The 18,981-nt window shown below is 46.3% G+C and carries 22 protein-coding genes; all 22 read left to right on the top strand.

Going from position 1 to position 18,981, the window contains the following annotated elements:
* The first annotated feature begins 7 nt into the window (after nt 1-7).
* The 22 genes from plsY to aroC all read left to right on the top strand — a co-directional run bounded on the left by plsY (nt 8) and on the right by aroC (nt 18,980).
* The gene (gene plsY / locus MHH92_RS18835) at nt 8-631 is read left to right on the top strand and encodes a glycerol-3-phosphate 1-O-acyltransferase PlsY (protein WP_253501402.1); all 624 of its coding nucleotides are present in this window, start codon (nt 8-10) and stop codon (nt 629-631) included.
* On the top strand, nt 624-1,664 hold the full coding sequence (locus MHH92_RS18830; protein WP_036607707.1) for an NAD(P)H-dependent glycerol-3-phosphate dehydrogenase: 1,041 nt from the start codon (nt 624-626) through the stop codon (nt 1,662-1,664). The genes plsY and MHH92_RS18830 overlap by 8 nt, the downstream gene beginning before the upstream one ends.
* A gap of 103 nt (nt 1,665-1,767) precedes the next feature.
* Nucleotides 1,768-2,043 (top strand): stage VI sporulation protein F, encoded by a 276-nt coding sequence (locus MHH92_RS18825; RefSeq protein WP_017687687.1) that lies wholly within the window; start codon nt 1,768-1,770, stop codon nt 2,041-2,043.
* Between the two features lie 173 nt (nt 2,044-2,216).
* Entirely contained in the window at nt 2,217-2,396 is a 180-nt protein-coding gene (locus MHH92_RS18820) for a DUF2768 family protein (RefSeq protein ID WP_017687688.1), read from the top strand.
* Nucleotides 2,397-2,479: 83 nt separating this feature from the next.
* On the top strand, nt 2,480-3,097 hold the full coding sequence (locus MHH92_RS18815; RefSeq protein WP_340905581.1) for a hypothetical protein: 618 nt from the start codon (nt 2,480-2,482) through the stop codon (nt 3,095-3,097).
* Nucleotides 3,098-3,114: 17 nt separating this feature from the next.
* Entirely contained in the window at nt 3,115-3,465 is a 351-nt protein-coding gene (locus MHH92_RS18810; RefSeq protein ID WP_074095650.1) for a 2Fe-2S iron-sulfur cluster-binding protein, read from the top strand.
* Nucleotides 3,466-3,511: 46 nt separating this feature from the next.
* The gene (locus tag MHH92_RS18805) at nt 3,512-4,291 is read left to right on the top strand and encodes a hypothetical protein (RefSeq protein ID WP_340905578.1); all 780 of its coding nucleotides are present in this window, start codon (nt 3,512-3,514) and stop codon (nt 4,289-4,291) included.
* Nucleotides 4,292-4,745: 454 nt separating this feature from the next.
* Nucleotides 4,746-6,224: a stage IV sporulation protein A gene (gene spoIVA, locus MHH92_RS18800; protein WP_036607700.1), complete on the top strand. Its 1,479-nt coding sequence runs from the start codon at nt 4,746-4,748 to the stop codon at nt 6,222-6,224.
* Between the two features lie 217 nt (nt 6,225-6,441).
* Nucleotides 6,442-7,539, top strand: a complete 1,098-nt coding sequence (locus tag MHH92_RS18795; RefSeq protein ID WP_340905575.1) for a sugar ABC transporter substrate-binding protein — start codon at nt 6,442-6,444, stop codon at nt 7,537-7,539.
* A gap of 112 nt (nt 7,540-7,651) precedes the next feature.
* Nucleotides 7,652-9,169: a sugar ABC transporter ATP-binding protein gene (locus MHH92_RS18790; RefSeq protein ID WP_340905573.1), complete on the top strand. Its 1,518-nt coding sequence runs from the start codon at nt 7,652-7,654 to the stop codon at nt 9,167-9,169.
* Nucleotides 9,166-10,152, top strand: a complete 987-nt coding sequence (locus MHH92_RS18785) for an ABC transporter permease (protein WP_017687695.1) — start codon at nt 9,166-9,168, stop codon at nt 10,150-10,152. Before MHH92_RS18790 ends, MHH92_RS18785 begins: the two co-directional genes overlap by 4 nt.
* A gap of 217 nt (nt 10,153-10,369) precedes the next feature.
* Complete coding sequence (locus MHH92_RS18780) at nt 10,370-10,642, top strand: HU family DNA-binding protein (protein ID WP_024630670.1); 273 nt, start codon at nt 10,370-10,372, stop codon at nt 10,640-10,642.
* A gap of 169 nt (nt 10,643-10,811) precedes the next feature.
* Entirely contained in the window at nt 10,812-11,033 is a 222-nt protein-coding gene (mtrB, locus tag MHH92_RS18775; protein ID WP_017687697.1) for a trp RNA-binding attenuation protein MtrB, read from the top strand.
* A gap of 121 nt (nt 11,034-11,154) precedes the next feature.
* The gene (locus tag MHH92_RS18770; protein ID WP_017687698.1) at nt 11,155-11,706 is read left to right on the top strand and encodes a hypothetical protein; all 552 of its coding nucleotides are present in this window, start codon (nt 11,155-11,157) and stop codon (nt 11,704-11,706) included.
* A gap of 101 nt (nt 11,707-11,807) precedes the next feature.
* Nucleotides 11,808-12,671 (top strand): heptaprenyl diphosphate synthase component 1, encoded by an 864-nt coding sequence (locus MHH92_RS18765; protein WP_340905565.1) that lies wholly within the window; start codon nt 11,808-11,810, stop codon nt 12,669-12,671.
* A 16-nt stretch (nt 12,672-12,687) separates the two neighbouring features.
* Nucleotides 12,688-13,416 carry a demethylmenaquinone methyltransferase gene (locus tag MHH92_RS18760; protein ID WP_036607690.1) on the top strand — a complete coding sequence of 243 codons (729 nt, stop codon included), beginning with the start codon at nt 12,688-12,690 and terminating at the stop codon, nt 13,414-13,416.
* Nucleotides 13,409-14,275, top strand: a complete 867-nt coding sequence (locus tag MHH92_RS18755) for a UbiA-like polyprenyltransferase (RefSeq protein WP_076250002.1) — start codon at nt 13,409-13,411, stop codon at nt 14,273-14,275. The genes MHH92_RS18760 and MHH92_RS18755 overlap by 8 nt, the downstream gene beginning before the upstream one ends.
* On the top strand, nt 14,276-14,896 hold the full coding sequence (locus tag MHH92_RS18750) for a UbiX family flavin prenyltransferase (protein ID WP_017687702.1): 621 nt from the start codon (nt 14,276-14,278) through the stop codon (nt 14,894-14,896). It abuts the gene before it with no gap.
* 343 nt (nt 14,897-15,239) lie between these two features.
* Nucleotides 15,240-16,214 (top strand): polyprenyl synthetase family protein, encoded by a 975-nt coding sequence (locus MHH92_RS18745; RefSeq protein ID WP_017687703.1) that lies wholly within the window; start codon nt 15,240-15,242, stop codon nt 16,212-16,214.
* 154 nt (nt 16,215-16,368) lie between these two features.
* Nucleotides 16,369-16,812, top strand: coding sequence for a nucleoside-diphosphate kinase (ndk, locus tag MHH92_RS18740; protein WP_017687704.1), 444 nt, complete (start codon nt 16,369-16,371; stop codon nt 16,810-16,812).
* 25 nt (nt 16,813-16,837) lie between these two features.
* Complete coding sequence (locus tag MHH92_RS18735) at nt 16,838-17,632, top strand: CheR family methyltransferase (RefSeq protein ID WP_047843560.1); 795 nt, start codon at nt 16,838-16,840, stop codon at nt 17,630-17,632.
* A gap of 178 nt (nt 17,633-17,810) precedes the next feature.
* Complete coding sequence (aroC, locus tag MHH92_RS18730) at nt 17,811-18,980, top strand: chorismate synthase (protein WP_017687707.1); 1,170 nt, start codon at nt 17,811-17,813, stop codon at nt 18,978-18,980.
* The last annotated feature ends 1 nt before the right edge of the window (nt 18,981 follow it).

Below are 18,981 nucleotides of genomic sequence, written 5' to 3'. Positions count from 1 at the left end.
GAAGTGTGTGATTTTACAAATCGCAGCGATTGTACTGAGTTATCTGCTCGGTTCGATCAGCTTTAGTGTCCTCCTTGCCAAAGCGATACGGGGGATCGATATTCGTCAGCACGGAAGCGGAAACGCGGGAGCTACCAATACATTGCGTATTTTGGGTAAAGGACCGGCAATTGCTGTTCTGTTACTTGATGTACTTAAGGGTGTTGCAGCTGTATGGATTGGAATCTGGCTGAGCGACGGTTCTGCCTGGATTCCTGCACTCAGTGGTATAGCAGCCATTGCAGGACATAACTGGCCGCTTTACTTCCATTTTCGTGGAGGAAAAGGCATTGCCACAGCCATTGGTGTTCTGGTGAGTCTTGCTTTCCTGCCTGCGTTATGTGCTGGGGTGATCGCCATTCTGTCTATTGTATTGACACGCTATGTTTCATTGGGGTCTCTGATTTTTGTAGCATTTACACCCATCTTTATCATGGTATTACCCGGATATTCAATGAATATCTTCTGGGGGAGTCTGATTATTTGTCTGTTTGCGTTCTGGAGACATCGTACCAATATTGCGAAGCTCGCCAAAGGACAGGAAAATAAATTGGGATCGAAAAACCCTGGAGGGGGTAAACGAGTTGTCTAAAAAAGTTGCTGTTCTGGTCGCTGGGAGCTGGGGAACAGCTCTCGCCAGTGTACTCGCCGCCAATCAGTTGGATGTGATGATGTGGACACGTGGTGAAGACCAGGCTAACGAAATCAATAACAAGCACACTAATACTCGCTATCTTCCGGATGCGGAGCTTTCACCACGGATTCAAGCAACAACTGATATGGAAGCTGCGGTGGAAGGCGCTATAGCTGTGTTAATTGTTGCGCCTTCATCAGCCATGCGTGCAGTTACGAATCAGCTTAAGGCTTATTACAAGCCTGAGATGTTAGTCATTCATGCAACCAAAGGTTTTGAGACAGAAAGCCTCAAACGGATGTCCACAGTCATTTCAGAAGAGCTTGAATGTGAAGAAGGACGTGTGGTTGTTCTTTCTGGTCCAAGCCATGCGGAAGAAGTGGTGAAGCGTTGTCCAACGACGGTGGTTGTAGCTTCACTGGATAAGGCATCTGCCGAGTCTGCCCAAGCTTTGTTTATGAATGCTTATTTCCGGGTTTACACGAATCGGGATATGATCGGTGTTGAGCTGGCGGGCGCATTCAAAAATATCATTGCTCTTGGTGCAGGCATGTCTGATGGTCTTCAATTTGGTGATAATGCCAAAGCTGCTTTGCTAACACGCGGTTTGGCAGAGATCACACGTATTGGTGTTGAGATGGGAGCAAATCCGCTAACGTTTTCGGGACTTGCTGGAATCGGGGATCTGGTTGTAACGGCTACAAGTCAGCACAGTCGGAACTGGAGAGCAGGTTCCATGTTGGGCCAGGGACAGAAGCTGGATGATGTTCTGAAGTCCATGGGCATGGTGGTAGAAGGCATTCGAACTACGCAAGCTGCCTATTTCATCTCCCAAAAATACGGTGTACAAATGCCAATTGCGGATCAGTTATATCACGTTTTATTCCAGGAGAGACAGCCGCGTGATGCTGTTGAAGCCTTGATGGGACGTGACCCGAAGACTGAAATGGAAGTCATGAAGCTTGAAACCTGGGAGCAGTGGCATTCCTGATTGTAATCAGCTTAAACGTACCTTGTGAAATAAGAAGCTTATTCACCTTTTCTGTAGCAGACTCATACTATACACATGAGTATTGCCGGAGGAGGGGAGACGAATGGGTAACAACATTTCCAAAGATGCACTGAATGCAATCAACAAGAAAACGGGTAAAACGATAACGGAAGGTGCAGTTAAGAAATTGGCAAGCACGGTGAAACCAACGACGATTCAGAATGAAGCTCAGTTGCGCCAATTGATCAAACAAGTATCCGCCATGGCGAAAGTTCCGGTATCTGAGGATACGGTTAAGGATATTGTGAGTGCGGTCAAGAAAAGCGGATTGAATCCGAGCAGTATGGAATCGTTAATGAAAATGATGATGAAAAAATAATAGATCACACCTGCTTGTGCAGGTGATCCAGTAAGACAAAAAGGCGAGTCGGCTTCTGCCGGCTTGTTTTTTTGTCTTTTTTTTGGAAAGTTGAGCTGAATTTCGTGTTATAATGGTTGCAATTGTCACAGTGTCAGTGATGAATAACGGACTGAAGGGGAGACTGCTGGATTATGAGCGCAATGGACAAGATGTGGCTGTCATTGGTGGCCATCCTCATTATGGGACTATCTGTATTCTTGATTACGTTTGCTCGTGCCAAAACAAAAGGTATTGTACGGGGGATTCTTTCTCTGATTGCATTTTTGATTATGCTGATTGGCTTTTTCGGTGGAATCGCTTCTCTGACCTGATTTCCCATGCCTGAAAGATAACATCCGCATAAGCACATCATAAGAACTGACACAATGAACACGGATGAGGGGAGTGTGAGCCTATGAGGCCGCATGATACGGAGGGGCGGACAGAGCGTTATCCGGAATTACACGCGGCTTTGCTGGAAACGGCCAAAGCCTGGAACACACAGCCGCAGACATGGTTACTTGGAGGGAGTTGTGGGTTGCTGCTTCAAGGGGTGGAGTTGCAACAGGCTCCGAGAGATATTGATATCTATGCGGATGTTGCTGCTGCTAAAGAACTTCATCGTAGCGCTCCGGGGGAAATGCTTGACGAGCCTACAGTGGATAAGACAGGACCGTATGCTTCTCTGCTGAGCCACTATCAGGTGGGTGAATGTGCGCTGGAACTGGTTGGTGGTTTCGAAATATGGGCTCGCAAAAGTTGGTACCGTATTGAGATTGAACATGTACTTGCTCCGCATGCACCAGTAGCACAAGTGGGTTTATATAGCCTGCGACTGATGCCGCTTGCGCATGAGTTGTTGTTTAATCTGCTGCGAGGTCGTGAAGATCGTTATGTCCCCATTGCGACACAGATGCGCGAGCAGCCAGATGCACATCAACCTATAATGATGCTTTTAAGTCAACAGAATGTATGGACAAGCCGCTTCAGAGCCGAAGTGGAAGAGCTTGTTGGCTTTACATGGCCCCAGTAGGTTGAGGGAGGAAAATGATGGACTATAAAGTTACTTTTTTACCTATGAACAAATCGATAGCGCTCAAACCAGGGGCAACACTTCTGCATGCAGCACGACGTGCTGGAGTCAAGATTACGACCCGATGTGATGGTAAAGCGGCTTGCCTGATGTGCAAAGTGAATGTGGATGAAGAACATCGGGCGGAACTGTATCCACCAACAGATGCAGAAAAGCGCAAGCTGGGTTCACTGTTGGAAGCAGGTACACGACTGTCCTGTCAGGCCAAGGTGTGTGGATCTCTATCGGTTCATGTTCCAGAGGACCCGCTGAAGGCAGCCATTCGGAAACAACTGGAACGTCAACAACAGGAAGACGACTGGTTCTGAGCGTTATAACATTGATTCTCTAATGAGTTATTCAAGGAGGACACGAATGATTAGGAACAAGCCAAAATGTGTGGAAGGAAGCAGACGGCAGCGTCTGAGACATCAGACGGGCGGTCTGCTGTTATTCCTGTTGTTTGCTTTTACAGCAAGTGGTTGTATGTATCCATCCCAAAGCAATTCGGACCCTAAGATAGCCTATCGGGAAAGCGTGAGCCGTATCCAGAGTGCGGTCGAGGCATTCCAGCAAGATGAGGGGATTTTGCCAATCATCAATGCAGATATGGAAACGCCAAAATATGAAAAGTTCAGAGTGGATCTGCCCAAGTTGAAACAACTGGGGTATCTGGATGAAATACCGGGGACTGCTTTTGAAAGTGGTGGGAGCGCTTACTTCCTTATTCAGGACGAAGAAGTGAATCCGACCATTAAAGTGATGGATCTTCTGACCGTACAGAAGGTAAACGATGTGCAACGAATGGTTAATCAATATAAGTCCGTACATAACAATAAGCTGCCAAGCGGGGAAGAACTGTATCCGGGATTATATGCTGTGGATATGGAGCAGGCTGCTCAGACAGGTACTCCTTCCATTACGCTGAATAGTGTATATTCAGGTCAGGCGTTACCTTTTATGATGGATGACGAAGGCAAGGTCTATGTTGATTATGCTTTTGATATTATGCAGGCAGTGGAAAAGTCTGACGTGTCTCCAACAGAGATTGAAGATGTTCGGGATTTGCTGGTGGAACACTCCTACTTTGTACCTGTAAAATCCGTTTTCTACGCTTGGAAAAATAATGCGCCTGTTGCCCAGCCCATAAAATAAGCATGGTTGCAATTCAAATGATTTAGCTGTACGACCACCATGGCTCTAATGGTTCAATAAGAGATATTCCAAATAAGGGATATCTCTTTTTTCTTTTGTCAGTATGAGCAATAACCGTCATAAAAGCTTCGCGGATCACATAAAGTAGATTGAAATAAAGACGCGCAGTCCGAGATCGGGGGATTCTCCTAATGTCATCACCTTAAGATAAAAAAACAAAAATACGCGTCATATTGCCGCATACGGATACATAAGATGATACTAGTCCAATTGCATGTACGAGTTAACGCCGCTCTCGCCGGTTTCATCAGAATGCAACGTTCGGCGGCGGACGACTTCCGGGCACTCACAAAGGCGGCTCTACCGTTGCAGGGATTTCAGTCTTCTGATTGAAAAAACGAAGCGGATGCTCTTTAGCATTTTTCCTTCGGAGTAATTTAGGGAGGGGATTTCATTGGAGAAAGTGGACATTTTTAAGGACATAGCTGAGCGGACCGGAGGGGATATTTATCTCGGGGTTGTCGGCGCAGTCCGGACGGGAAAATCAACATTTATTAAACGATTCATGGAAACCATTGTGTTGCCAAACATCACTAACGAGGCTGACCGTGGTCGAGCGGTGGATGAACTTCCACAGAGTGCAGCAGGTAAAACCATCATGACTACCGAACCAAAATTTGTACCAAATAACGCAGTCCAGATTAAGGTGGCAGAAGGACTTGATGTCAATGTGCGCCTTGTGGATTGTGTAGGTTACGCGGTGGAAGGAGCCAAGGGATACGAGGATGAGAATGGTCCACGCATGATCTCCACGCCTTGGTTCGAGGAACCAATTCCGTTCCAGGAAGCCGCCGAGATTGGTACTCGCAAAGTCATTCAGGAGCATTCCACACTGGGTGTTGTGGTAACAACAGACGGCACAATCGCCGAAATTGCCCGCAGTTCCTATGTGGAATCCGAAGAACGGGTCATTGCGGAATTAAAAGAAGTGGGTAAACCGTTTGTCCTGGTCATCAACTCTACTCGTCCTCGCAGTGAAGAAGCCCTGCAATTGCGTAGTGAGCTTGCTGCCAAATACGACATTCCGGTGATGACGCTCAGTGCAGCAACCATGACGGAAGATGATGTGACGGGTGTACTTCGTGAAGTGCTCTATGAGTTCCCAGTGCATGAAGTGAATGTAAACTTGCCGAGTTGGGTTATGGTGCTCAATGAGACTCACTGGCTGCGTAGCAACTACGAAAATTCCGTACGGGATACCGTTAAGGATATTCGCAGACTTCGTGATGTGGATCGGGTTGTCGCTCAGTTCATGGAATATGAATTCATTGATCGCGCAGGCCTGAGTGGCATGAATATGGGGCAGGGTGTAGCCGAAATTGACCTGTACGCACCGGATGAGCTGTATGATCAGATTCTCGTGGAAGTGGTTGGCATCGAGATTCGCGGTAAGGATCATCTGCTGCAATTGATGCAGGAATTCTCGCATGCGAAGAGAGAATATGACCGCTTCGCAGAAGCGCTGGAGATGGTCAAAACGACCGGATACGGCATTGCTGCTCCATCTCTTGCCGAGATGGCTCTGGATGAACCTGAGCTCATTCGTCAGGGCACCAAATTTGGCGTACGTCTGAAAGCAACGGCACCGTCCATTCACATGATCCGGGTTGATGTGGAATCGGAGTTCGCTCCAATCATCGGTACGGAGAAACAAAGTGAGGAACTGGTGAGATACCTGATGCAGGACTTCGAGAACGACCCGATCAAGGTATGGGATTCAGACATGTTTGGTCGTTCGCTGCATTCCATCGTGCGAGAAGGGATCCAGGGCAAGATTGCCATGATGCCGGATAATGCAAGATACAAATTGCAAGAGACGCTGGGAAGAATCATTAACGAAGGTTCGGGCGGCTTGATCGCTATCATTCTGTAAGACATCAAAAGACCGTAAGGGGGCATCCCCTCGCGGTCTTTTTTACGTGATTTCTTTATTTTGGATGAAATGGATAGGAAGAATAGTACTTTCGAAAAAACTTAGCGAGTTTTAGCTTTAAATTGCTAAAACCCATTTACATACTAGGGATTAGCCGTTATATTAATATTCAACTATTGTGATCGAGATCACAGAGATTGGACAGGGGGATACAGAGATGAAAAGAAGAGAGACAAAATGGCTGTGGTTGAGTGTGTTATTAGTATTTACATTGGCGCTGTCCGCTTGCGGAATCAAAAAAGAACCGGCAGCCACTCCGGCTTCGGGTGCATCAGATGATACACCAAAAACGGAAGCAGTTACAGGCCCTCTAAGCGGCAAACGGATTGCACTTATTATGGAGTTTAATACAGGTACTTTCTCGCAGCAATATGTACAAGGTGTAAAAGAAGAAATCGAAAAATTCGGTGGAGAACTGACAACGTTTGTTGCCGATAATGACAAGGCAAAGATGGTATCCTTGCTTGATAGTGCTATTAACCAGAAATTTGATGCCATTCTCACGGATCATGGGGATTCCCTATTAGAGCCAGGCGTGAAGAAGGCAATAGAACAGAATATTCCAGTGGTCGTGTTTGACGCAGCTATCAGTGTTCCAGGAGCTACAGTCCTGTCGCAGGATGACCAGAAGATGGCTGAACTGACGCTGGAGCAAATGAAAAAAGATATCAATGGACAAGGCAATATTGTCAAAGTATGGGTAGCTGGTTTCGCACCGATGGAACGCCGTCAGATTGCATACGGTGAATTCATGAAAGCAAATCCGGACATCAAGGAAATAGCTACATTCGGTTCTGCACAGAACCCGGCGCTGGATACTCAAGCCAAAATGGAAGCTATTCTCAAGCAGTATCCAAAAGGTGAGATTACAGCTGTATGGACTGCATGGGACGAGTTCGCCAAAGGTGCAGCGCGTGCGATTCAACAAGCTGGACGTGATGAGATCAAAGTGTATGGTATTGATATGAGTGATGAGGACCTGCAAATGATTCAGGACCCGAAAAATCCTTGGGTAGCTTCAGCCGCTGTTGATCCAACGGATATTGGTCGCGTCCAGGTACGTTATGCTTATCAAAAACTGAACGGGGACGAGACAGAAGATGCAGTTGTTCTTAACCCTGTCTATGTTCAACGTGAAGCTCTGCCAGATAAACAAATCTCCACTTCTGAGCTGTCAGAGTTCGTTGAAGGTTGGGGTGGCAGCACACAAGGAATCAAGGACTGGATGAGTGAATACGGAATTACTGCTAAATAAGCAGCGTATGGGAAGCGCGCCGCAAGGCGCGCTTTTTCTACCATAATGAAGATGTGCGAGTATGGATGAGAAATGGGATACTCCCGTATGGGAACGATTGGAGGTTAACATCATGAGCACTGCACCGATTCTGCTTCAAATGGAACATATCCACAAGCAGTTTTCAGGTATTCCTGCACTGAAGGATGTGGATTTCTCTGTAAAAGGTGGGGAGATTCATGCGCTGCTGGGTGCCAATGGTGCCGGTAAAAGCACGTTAATGAAAATTCTGTCCGGTGCCTATCCAATGGATCAGGGTACGATTCAGTTGAGTGGACAAGCGCTTCATTTAAGTTCTCCGGGAGACGCGAAGGCAAGTGGGATTCACTGTGTCTATCAGGAAGTGGATGCGGCACTGGTGCCACAGCTGACGGCTGCGGAGAACATTATGTTGGATCAGTTGGCTTCATCTGCTGGAGGTTGGTGGAAAAGTCCACGAAAACTGCAACAGCGTGCGGTTGAGGCGTTGAAGCAATTAGGGGCGGACATATCCGTTCACCAAAAAGTGGCCGATCTGACACTTGCAGAAAAACAGATGATACTGCTGGCACGAATTTTGATCCAGGATGCCAAAGTCATCATTTTTGATGAACCGACTGCACCGCTGAGCCAGGAAGAAACGGATGCATTTTTCCGGATTGTTCATCTCCTGAAGGATCGGGGCGTTGCCTGTATTTTCATTACCCATCGTCTTGCTGAAGTGACGGGTCACTGTGATCGCGTTACGGTCATGAGAGATGGACAACATGTATTTACCGGTGAAGCAAAAGGACTGACGATCAACGATTTGGTTACACAGATGCTGGGCAAACCATTCGAAGAAGAGTTTCCGAAGACGGAAGCGCCTGTGGGTGAACTGCTTTTGGAGGCACTTGGGCTTCGTCGTGGAGTGAAGGTAAAAGGTGTTAACCTCTCTGTACGACGAGGTGAAGTCCTCGCTGTGGTGGGTCTGGTAGGCGCGGGTAAAACGGAAAGCTCTCGTTTGCTGATTGGTGCAGATCGGCTGGAGGGAGGCGAGATCCGGCTTAACAACCGTAATCTCCGCCTATCTCAGCCTGCGGATGCGGCGGCTCTGGGGATTGTTTCTGTACCGGAGGAGCGGCGTAAACAAGGAATCCTGATTCAGGAGAACGTGGAACGGAATTTAAGTCTACCTTTGCTAAGTCGTCTTAGTACATTAGGTTTCGTAAGCCGTAAGCGGGAACGTCTAAACGCAGAGTCATTGGTGAAACAGCTTGGAATTAAAACATCGTCCGTGAAACAGGAAGTGAAATATCTAAGCGGTGGTAACCAGCAAAAGGTAGCCATTGGTAAATGGCTTAATGCGGATGCGGATGTATTTATATTTGATGAGCCAACCAAAGGCGTAGATATTGGGGCAAAAAGTGACATTTTCCGCATCATCAATGAACTGGCTTTGGCGGGCAAGGGTGTAATCTATTTCACCTGTGAACTGGATGAAGGCATGGGAATTGGTGACCGAATCGCTGTCATGTGCGAAGGTGTTATCGTAAAAGAGTTCAAACGAGGCGAGACTAACCAAGAACAGCTGCTATACTATGCAAGCGGTGGACAAGAGGTGCAATCATGAAGGATAAATCACTGGATTTTGCGTTCCGTTACGGGGCGATTATAGTCATCATAGGTGTTATCGCATTTTTCGGCATTAAATTGCCTTATTTCTTTACGTACAGTAACTTGACCGATATTTTGGGCTCGATCTCTATCGTTACTTTTGTAGCGATCGGTGTTACGTTATCTCTCATTGTTGATGGATTCGATCTCTCGGTTGGGGCGACTGTCTCATTAACTACCGTCGTTACTGCTTCGTTAATGATTTGGTATCAACAACCACTGGCAATTGTAATTATTGTGCCACTAATCATTGGCGCTGTTATTGGTTTACTTAACGCTTTGCTCATTGTAAAATTGCGTATTCCGGATTTGCTCGCCACCCTTGCCACGATGTACATTATCGGAGGTATTCACAAAACGTATGCACAGGGATATACCATTTACAATCACATGCAGTTCCCTGATGGGAGCAAAGCTGCGGGAGAGATGGACCCGACATTCCTGCTAATAGGGCAGGGTAAATGGCTTGGTATGCCGATATCGGTTATCATGTTACTTATTGCGGTAATAGGTGTGCATATCTTTTTGACGTATACGAAATATGGGCGACAGATGTACATTACAGGTGGTAATGAGGAAGCTGCACGGTTGTCTGGAATCAAGGTGAAAAAGGTTCGTACACTCGCCTATGTAGCCGCTGGAGTGTTTGCAGCAATCGGTGGTATTATCTATGCCTCCAAAGTAGGATCTGGGCAAATTGATGCGGGATCACCGTTGTTAATGGAATCCGTAGCTGCAGTATTTGTCGGTTTCTCTGTGTTTGGTGCGGGTAAACCAAATGTCATCGGAACCTTCATTGGTTCGGTTCTGATTGGTGTACTTGTGAACGGTTTAACAATGATGAACGTACAGTATTTCACACATGATATTGTAAAAGGTGGGGTTCTCGTGCTTGCCCTGGCGGTTACATTTTACGTCTTAAACCGCAACCGGACTTGAAATTGTGGGCTGTCTGTATTAGTATGAAATTTGTTCGGCGTCTGAAATGCCCGTGGTTTCAGACGACATTCTGCCGAAAATGACTGTTGACCGCAGGCGGAGATTTGTGTTCAGCGCTCAAGATGTACGTAGATTTTTTGCGTATGAACGTATATTTCGCTATAAAACGGAAACACAGTATAACATTCAGGACATTGATACAGGAGGTGAAAAACAAATGAACAAATCAGACTTGATTACACACGTATCTGAAGCGACTGAATTGTCCAAGAAAGATGTAACGAAAGCGGTTGATGCCGTATTCGAAGCAATCTCTGAGGCTCTTCAAAGCGGAGATAAAGTACAATTGGTTGGTTTTGGGAACTTCGAAGTTCGCGAGCGCTCTGCACGTAAAGGACGCAACCCGCAAACAGGTGAAGAAATCGAAATTCCTGCGAGCAAAATTCCTGCATTCAAACCAGGTAAAGCGCTCAAAGACGGAATTAAATAAGATTTCTACATATTCCATATGTCGACAAAAAGACCGTGACTTGTTCACGGCCTTTTCTTTTGCCCTTTAACGATGATTCTTGCGGTTCATTCGTATAAGGCGCAGGTTGACAAATGAAACAATCTTAATCATCATTAACGCTATCGAACTAAAGAAGGGGACATGCGTGATGGATCATCCAACCGGCAATGATTATATTGTAATTAAGGCAGAGGAAAATGGTGTCCAGGTGATCGGATTAACCCGAGGTCAGGATACACGTTTTCACCACACCGAGAAATTGGACAAGGGTGAAGTGATGTTTGCCCAATTTACCACCCATACTTCAGCTATTAAAATCCGGGGCAAAGCCACGCTGATTACCAAGCATGGACAGATTGAATCGGAGTAATGGACAGATTGAATACATTCAAATGAAGATTGCAGGCATAGCCTGCTTTTTTTCATTGTACAATGAGGTATGAGCCTTTACCGGACAGACTACACTAACAGGTAAAGGCAGGGAGGCGTATATGAAACCGCGGATGATTGTTACTGCTTCAATGCTGGCAACGGTTGCGGCGGTCTTTCTGCTTGTTGCGATACAAACCTTACATATGCGTACATGGGGCGGGGACAACGTACAGCCCGCCTCTGCATCACATCATCCAGTTCAGCTAACGAATGACAATCTGGTTGATGTGCTAAGCTCCATGCAACTATCAACTCCCATTGCAAGAGTGGAATGGAAGCAGTCCATTTTGAGACTGGACCTCAAAGTTAAAGGAACGGGTACAAGTTACACTGAAATCTATGAGAACATGGCAGCTGTAGCGGATCTGGGCTTTCGGAGTCTGGATAACGTGGATCAGGTGCTGCTGCGTGTGATGGCAGAAGATGAATGGATGCATAAACGACATCTGTTACTTGCTGCTGATATTCGGCGTGGAGAGTGGCCTCTGTATGCAATTGAAACATTACGGAACTGGAAAAGTGCGGCCTTTTCAGATGAATTGAAGGACTGGTTTCATTTGATGGAGACCGAACTCTGGAAGAAGCAATTCGAAATGACAAGTCAGGGGTAATAGAATAGCAGGATTCAGTGCGTGCCCGTTCAACATATGCTATAATATATAAGATTGTAGTGCAGAAATGGTTTAACAATGTTAAGGCTCGGAGGCTGAGAATGAATTCATATCGCGTACCCCAACTAGCAAAGAAATATACGGATTACGACATGATTCGACAACATACGGAAATCCCATCATTTCCGGATAGCCGGGCACGTCTGTTGCAGGTATTTGTGGGCCGCACAGACGAAAAGGTGCATCAAGAGTTATATGCTCTTGCAACTTCGCTCGTTCAGTTGGCCATGGATACGCATGATCGAATCGATACCATTTCCGGTGAGCGGAGAGAGCAGGAGATGCGTTCACGTCAGTTGAATGTACTCGCCGGGGATTATTTAAGTAGCCGTTTTTATCAATTGCTTGCCCAAGCGGGCAGAATTGAAATGATTGGCAAACTCAGTGGTGCTGTATCTGGAGTGAACGCACGCAAGATGACGCTGTATGAACGGATGAAGAAGCTTCTCGTTTCGGCTGACGAATACTTGCGTGAAACGGTACAGCTGAGAATGCAGCTGTTTCTTTCATTTACAGGCATGATTCAACATAACGAAGAGTCTTTATGGAACAGCCTGTTGACCGAATTCAGCTCCTGCGAAACGATCGTGGAAGAACTGAAACGGATGAATGACGCAAAACAATATCTTCACAGCTATGCATACTGGCACATATACGAGCATGGTAATGACGATGAGCGCAATGTGTTGCGTCAGTCTGAACCGGATGCACGTGCATGGAACACTATGGTGCTGAAGCATAGGGTTGGCGAGGTTTTGCTGGACAAGCTTCGCGAGTGTACACACCGCATTCAACTGTTGTTGCAAGACGAGGAAGGGCGGATGGGCTTGCAGGAGATACATGCAATTCTAGAGCCTTACTTGGCATATTTGCAGCCTTCACATGCGGCAGTAAGGGAAGATTGAGGGGGGAGACAGACGAATGGGGAGCGGAGAGACCAAACCGAAAGAAGAATATGTCCATTCGGTTTTTCAGAGTATAGCCGGAAAATATGATGTCATGAATGATATTTTAAGTTTCCGCAGGCATAAGGCTTGGCGTAAATTCACCATGAAAAAGATGAATATGTCCAAAGGCGATACCGGTCTTGATTTGTGCTGCGGCACATGTGACTGGACGCTTGCTATGGCAGAGGCAAGTGAAACGGGGCACATGCACGGACTTGATTTCAGTAGCAACATGCTGGAGGTCGGCCAGACAAAGATCAATGCGGTGCAACGTCAAAAACAGATTACCCTGACACAGGGAAATGCCATGTCACTTCCTTTTGAAGACAATTCGTTTGATTATGTGACGATCGGGTTCGGGTTGCGTAATGTACCTGATCTCAGACAAGTGTTGTCTGAAATGAAACGTGTGGTCAAACCGGGTGGTATGGTTGTGTGCCTGGAATTGTCCAAGCCAACATGGCAGCCGTTCAAAGGCATTTATTATTTTTATTTTGAGAAGGTTTTACCGAATCTTGCCAAAGTGTTTGCTAAAAGTTTTGAGCAGTACAAATGGTTGCCGGACTCACTGGCCATTTTCCCGGGAAGGCAGGAACTGGCAGACATTTTTGCAGAAACTGGATTACAACAAGTGCAGGCCTACCCTCTGACCGGAGGTATCGCGGCACTGCATATTGGAACCAAGGAGAATCAGCATGTTTAGGAAAATTCGCATCTTTTTAGAAATGATCAAGATTGAACACACGCTTTTTGCTTTACCTTTTGCATTTATGGGGGCGATCCTCGGCTCCATGGTAGTGAATGATACCTTCCCAAGCTGGATGCAGATCATGTGGGTATTGCTTGCGATGATCGGTGCACGTAGTGCGGCTTTTGGTTTGAATCGAATTATTGACCAAGCGATTGATGGCAAAAACCCGCGTACCGCGATGAGAGCCATCCCGGCAGGACTGTTGAAAAATGGGGAAGTTGTTATATTTGTCATTATCTCATTTATATTGTTATTCTGGGCCTCATCCAATCTTAATGTATTATCGATGCAGCTGTTGCCTATTGCTGTGTTTATGTTGGTACTGTATTCGTACACCAAACGATTCACATGGTTATGCCACATTGTTCTCGGAATGACGATTGGTTTGGCACCACTTGGTGGCTGGGTAGCTGTAACAGGAACGATGGATTGGACAGCGATTGTGCTGTACGTTACGATTGTGTTCTGGACAGCGGGCTTTGATATTATCTATGCATGTCAGGATCTGGAATTTGATCAGGGAGAGGGTCTTCACTCCATACCTTCCCGTTTTGGCCTGGTTAAATCCTTGCAGATCGCTAAGTTCTTCCATGTGATTACTGCAATTGGTTTTCTTGCGTTATTGTTGATGACAGATCTGAGCTGGTGGTATGGCGCAGGCATGTTGGTGACGTATGGAATTCTGTTCTATCAACACTATATTGTATCGCCTAATGATATGAGCCGTGTTCAAACGGCATTTTTTACCATGAACAGTTTGCTTAGTTTAATTGTATTTACGTTCACTCTGATTGATCTGGCGGTGAAATAAATGGTGCAGCAGCCGGACAATAAACGACTGGTTGTCGGAATTACCGGAGCGAGTGGCAGCATATATGGCATTCGATTAATTGAAACGCTGCTTGATTTGGAATATAACGTTCATCTGGTCATATCCAATGCAGGGTGGCGTGTACTGAAAGAAGAATTGGACTGGGATGTGACGAATCGGGACGCGGTGCTGGAAGAAAAATTCGGCAACCGTGCCGGTTCTCTGATCTATCATCCTGTGAGTGATATAGGGGCCTCCATTGCAAGTGGTTCTTATCTGGCCGACGGCATGATTATCATGCCATGTTCGATGGGAACTCTTTCGTCCATCGCGCAGGGATCGTCGGATAATCTGATGTCTCGCGCAGCCGATGTTATGATGAAAGAGGGAAGAACATTGATCCTCGTACCACGTGAGACGCCTCTTCATGCAATCCATCTGGAGAACATGCTGAAGCTTTCTCGTCTTGGTGTACGAATGATACCGGCTATGCCTGCTTTTTATTACAAACCTCAGACTATGGATGAGTTGATTCTGTTTTTGGTGGGTAAAGTGCTGGATAGCTTGCGCATCCCACATCAACTGTTTACAAGATGGGGAGAACCGGATGAACGGGGATAACGACTGAGTTCGATACAAGGCTGTTTTTTGCCAAAGTGTTGCTCGGTTTATTTGTCCCCCGAATCCCGGGGTATTGGTGAGCACTGATGGTGAGTCTTCATGAACCACAGTCTTGACCCATGCTCCGGCAACTTCTGTATTTTGTTTCAGAACAAGTCGCAGAGTTTAATTTTCGGGTGTTGGCTATGACATTCGGAGAAGAAAAACACGTTAGATTACCTTATAGAACAACACAAGCAAGAACGGTAAGCCGGGTTTCTCGTAATGCCTGCAGGCCCGACTTGCTGGAGGGGAAGGTAAGCATGAATTTATGGACTGACAATACGCTGATACGGGTGAACGAATGAAACTATTGGATATTTTCGGGTTGTTAAAAAAGGACATGGATTACATTGAGAAAGAGTTGTATCGCAGTGTTCGAGGAGAACAGAAGCTGCTGAGTGAAACGTCACTTCATTTGCTCAAAGCAGGAGGAAAACGGTTGCGGCCCGTTTTTGTGTTACTTGGTGGGAAATTTGGTACATACGACATTGAACGTCTGAAGCTGGTTGCGGTTCCGCTGGAACTCATCCATTCGGCATCCCTCGTTCATGATGATGTCATTGATAATGCGGAGACACGCCGAGGCAAACCCACGGTGAAGTCAAAATGGGATAACCGGATTGCCATGTACACTGGAGACTATATCTACGGTAAGGCACTTGAAATGACTGCCGGATTATCCGATCCAGCGATTCATCGTATTCTTGCCAAAGCTATGGTACAAATGTCCATTGGTGAGATGGAGCAAATTCGCGACTTTTTCAATACGGGACAAAGTGTTCGTAACTATCTGCTGCGGATTCGCCGCAAAACAGCACTTCTGATTGCAGTTAGCTGTCAGTTAGGGGCATTGGCTACACGTGCGCCTGAGCATGTATCTTCCCTGCTGTATACGTACGGATACAATGTGGGGATGGCCTTCCAGATTCAAGATGATGTACTTGATCTGGTAGGTACCGAGAAACAACTTGGGAAGCCACCTGGCAGTGACATGAAGCAAGGAAATATTACTCTTCCTGTACTTTATGCCCTGGAAGAATCCGATCTGCGGGAACCTTTGCTTAAGGAGATTTCCCGTGTCCAGCATGAAGAAGGACGGGCAAGTGCATCGGATGCAATTGGAATGATTCGACAAAGTCAAGGAATTGCTAAAGCAGAAGCCCTTGCTGACCGATATATGAAGAAAGCGCTCGATGCTCTCGATCAGCTACCTAACATCAAGACGACCAAAAACCTGCGTGATATCGCTCATTTTGTGGTTAAACGTACGCATTAAACAATGTATGACCTTCGACTCTCAGATTACTCATACCCAAAGTTGAACAGAACTGTGAGATTCCTCATTGGGAGGATTTGGACATGTATGTTACAATCAGAGGGATTGCGTTTACATAGTGATTAACTTTGAACCGTGAGTGAGGAGTGAGCTGATGGATCGTACATTTTTGATGGTGAAGCCGGATGGTGTGCAGCGTGGATTGATCGGTCGAATTATTAGCCGTCTGGAAGACAAAGGATTTAAGTTGGTGGCAGGCAAATTGGTGCAGATGTCTGAGGATCAGGCAAAACGCCATTATGCTGAACATGAGGGTAAACCATTTTTCGATGATCTGGTTCGTTTTATCACATCTGGGCCTGTATTTGCCATGGTGTGGGAAGGCGACGATATTGTGGCGCTTGCGCGCATCGTCATCGGAAAAACCAATGTGAAGGAAGCAGCTCCGGGTACCATTCGCGGAGACTTCGCCAGCCACACACCACATAATCTGATTCATGGGGCAGATTCACCGGAAAGTGCTTCCCGTGAAGCAGCAAATTTCTTTGCTTCAGATGAACTGGTGGTATACGACAAGAGCATCGCAGCCTGGTTGTAATTATTAGCCAAAAGGGTGATACACGATGCTGGAGCAAGAACAACTACTAGACCCGGATTACACCGGATTCATTCGTAAAATCAAAGAGAGCACAGGCATTGATCTTGCTCAATACAAGGAAGGCCAGATGAAAAGAAGGCTGACCACACTTCGCAACAAAAACGGGTTTCATACATTTTCTAACTTTTTTGAAGCTATGCAGAAAGATAAATCATTGTTTTACGAATTCCTTGATCGTATGACGATTAACGTGTCGGAATTCTGGCGTAATCCCAATCGTTGGGAAGTGCTGCGGGACGAGATCCTGCCTGAGCTGCTGGGGTCCAAGCGTCGTGCTAAAGTTTGGAGTGCGGCCTGTTCAACAGGTGAAGAACCTTATACACTTGCCATGATTTTGGACACGATGGGCATTTTGAAGGACAGCTCCATTACGGCAAGTGATCTGGATGAAGGTGCATTGGCCAAAGCCAAGGAAGGGCGTTATATGGAACGCTCGCTTAAGGATGTGCCAAAGGAAACGGCGAACCGTTACTTCAAGCAGGATGGCTTGGTATACCGTATTGATGAGCAACTCAAAAATTCGATCAAGTTCATGAAACAAAATTTGCTGGTGGACCGTTTTGACGATGGGTACGATCTGATTGTGTGCCGAAATGTCATGATCTATTTTACCGAGGAAGCCAAAAACCTGTTGTATCACAAATTTGCAGCAAGTTTGCGTCCAGGCGGTATTTTGTTTGTGGGCAGTACGGAGCAGATCTTCTCCCCGGGACAATATGGTCTGGAGACAGCAGAGACATTCTTCTATCGGAAAAAATAATGATAATGGTTGTTCAGCCGTCTGAAGCACATGTACATGTGTTCAGGCGGTTATTTGTATACCAAGTACAAGAAAGAGCCGACTTTCTTGTCAAAGCCGGTCAGCTATACTATAATAAGCAAAGAAATTATGGGATTTTAGCAATGTGAAGTTTAACAGTTTAAAGGGGGAACGTATTATGAGTTTACGCTATTTAACCGCAGGGGAGACGCACGGACCCCAATTGACCGCTATTATTGAAGGATTGCCAAGTAATTTGACGATTGATTTTGAAGAACTGAATTTCCAGCTTCACCGCCGCCAAAAGGGATATGGCCGTGGACGCCGGATGCAGATTGAGAAGGATCAGGCGAATTTCGTTGGTGGTATCCGTCACGGATATACAACAGGTGCTCCGGTAGCGCTGGTTGTTCAAAATAACGACTGGAAACATTGGCAGAATATTATGAATATTGAGCCGATTGAAGGCAGTGACGAAGAGAAACGTCGCGTTCATCGTCCACGTCCCGGACACGCTGATCTGAACGGTGGACTCAAGTATAATCTTAAAGACTTGCGTAACGTACTGGAGCGCTCCAGTGCACGTGAGACAACGGTACGTGTGGCATGTGGTGCCATTGCTCGTCAATTCCTGGCTGAATTCGGAATCAAGGTAGCTGGACGTGTACTTCGCATTGGAGAGATCGAAGCTCCATATCAGGACCTTCCGATTGATGAACTGATCGCAGTGACAGAAGCTTCCTCTGTACGTGTTACGGATGCTGAGACAGAGAAGAAGATGGAAGCCTACATCGACCAGATTAAACAAGAAGGCGATTCCATCGGAGGAATAGTGGAATGTATCGTTGAAGGTGTACCTATTGGTCTGGGTAGTTATGTTCAATACGATCGCAAACTGGATGCACGAATCGCTCAAGGCGTAATGTCCATTAATGCATTCAAAGGTGTAGAGATTGGTATCGGATTCGAAGCCGGAGTCATTCGAGGATCACAGGTGCATGATGAAATCATGCATACGGATGAGCGCGGCTACCACCGGGCAACCAACCGTCTGGGTGGATTCGAAGGTGGTATGACAAACGGTATGCCAGTCGTTGTACGTGGTGTGATGAAGCCGATCCCAACGTTGTATAAGCCACTGCAAAGTGTCGATATTGATACAAAAGAAGCATTTACGGCTCAGGTTGAGCGCTCGGACGCTTGTGCTGTACCAGCAGCGAGTGTGGTTATGGAGCATGTTGTAGCGTGGGAAATTGCCAAAGCATTCCTGGAGAAATTCGGCGGGGATTCCATGGAAGAGATCCGTGCTAATGTTGCTAGTTATAATGCTCAACTGGAGAATTACTAAT

Source organism: Paenibacillus sp. FSL M7-1414, assembly GCF_038003195.1.
Lineage (GTDB): Bacteria > Bacillota > Bacilli > Paenibacillales > Paenibacillaceae > Paenibacillus > Paenibacillus amylolyticus.
The sequence above is the reverse complement of the archived record's forward strand: the minus strand, read 5'-3'. Positions and strand labels throughout refer to the sequence as shown.

Bases quoted from the DNA above. Each gene is read 5' to 3' on its own strand.
- MHH92_RS18795 (WP_340905575.1), top strand. From the start codon at position 6,442: ATGAAAAGAAGAGAGACAAAATGGCTGTGGTTGAGTGTGTTATTAGTA.
- mtrB (WP_017687697.1), top strand. From the start codon at position 10,812: ATGGATCATCCAACCGGCAATGATTATATTGTAATTAAGGCAGAGGAA.
- MHH92_RS18820 (WP_017687688.1), top strand. From the start codon at position 2,217: ATGAGCGCAATGGACAAGATGTGGCTGTCATTGGTGGCCATCCTCATT.
- aroC (WP_017687707.1), top strand. From the start codon at position 17,811: ATGAGTTTACGCTATTTAACCGCAGGGGAGACGCACGGACCCCAATTG.
- MHH92_RS18765 (WP_340905565.1), top strand. From the start codon at position 11,808: ATGAATTCATATCGCGTACCCCAACTAGCAAAGAAATATACGGATTAC.
- MHH92_RS18785 (WP_017687695.1), top strand. From the start codon at position 9,166: ATGAAGGATAAATCACTGGATTTTGCGTTCCGTTACGGGGCGATTATA.
- MHH92_RS18735 (WP_047843560.1), top strand. From the start codon at position 16,838: ATGCTGGAGCAAGAACAACTACTAGACCCGGATTACACCGGATTCATT.
- MHH92_RS18805 (WP_340905578.1), top strand. From the start codon at position 3,512: ATGATTAGGAACAAGCCAAAATGTGTGGAAGGAAGCAGACGGCAGCGT.
- MHH92_RS18770 (WP_017687698.1), top strand. From the start codon at position 11,155: ATGAAACCGCGGATGATTGTTACTGCTTCAATGCTGGCAACGGTTGCG.
- MHH92_RS18755 (WP_076250002.1), top strand. From the start codon at position 13,409: ATGTTTAGGAAAATTCGCATCTTTTTAGAAATGATCAAGATTGAACAC.
- MHH92_RS18750 (WP_017687702.1), top strand. From the start codon at position 14,276: ATGGTGCAGCAGCCGGACAATAAACGACTGGTTGTCGGAATTACCGGA.
- MHH92_RS18810 (WP_074095650.1), top strand. From the start codon at position 3,115: ATGGACTATAAAGTTACTTTTTTACCTATGAACAAATCGATAGCGCTC.
- MHH92_RS18760 (WP_036607690.1), top strand. From the start codon at position 12,688: ATGGGGAGCGGAGAGACCAAACCGAAAGAAGAATATGTCCATTCGGTT.
- MHH92_RS18745 (WP_017687703.1), top strand. From the start codon at position 15,240: ATGAAACTATTGGATATTTTCGGGTTGTTAAAAAAGGACATGGATTAC.
- MHH92_RS18825 (WP_017687687.1), top strand. From the start codon at position 1,768: ATGGGTAACAACATTTCCAAAGATGCACTGAATGCAATCAACAAGAAA.
- MHH92_RS18790 (WP_340905573.1), top strand. From the start codon at position 7,652: ATGAGCACTGCACCGATTCTGCTTCAAATGGAACATATCCACAAGCAG.
- ndk (WP_017687704.1), top strand. From the start codon at position 16,369: ATGGATCGTACATTTTTGATGGTGAAGCCGGATGGTGTGCAGCGTGGA.
- MHH92_RS18780 (WP_024630670.1), top strand. From the start codon at position 10,370: ATGAACAAATCAGACTTGATTACACACGTATCTGAAGCGACTGAATTG.
- MHH92_RS18815 (WP_340905581.1), top strand. From the start codon at position 2,480: ATGAGGCCGCATGATACGGAGGGGCGGACAGAGCGTTATCCGGAATTA.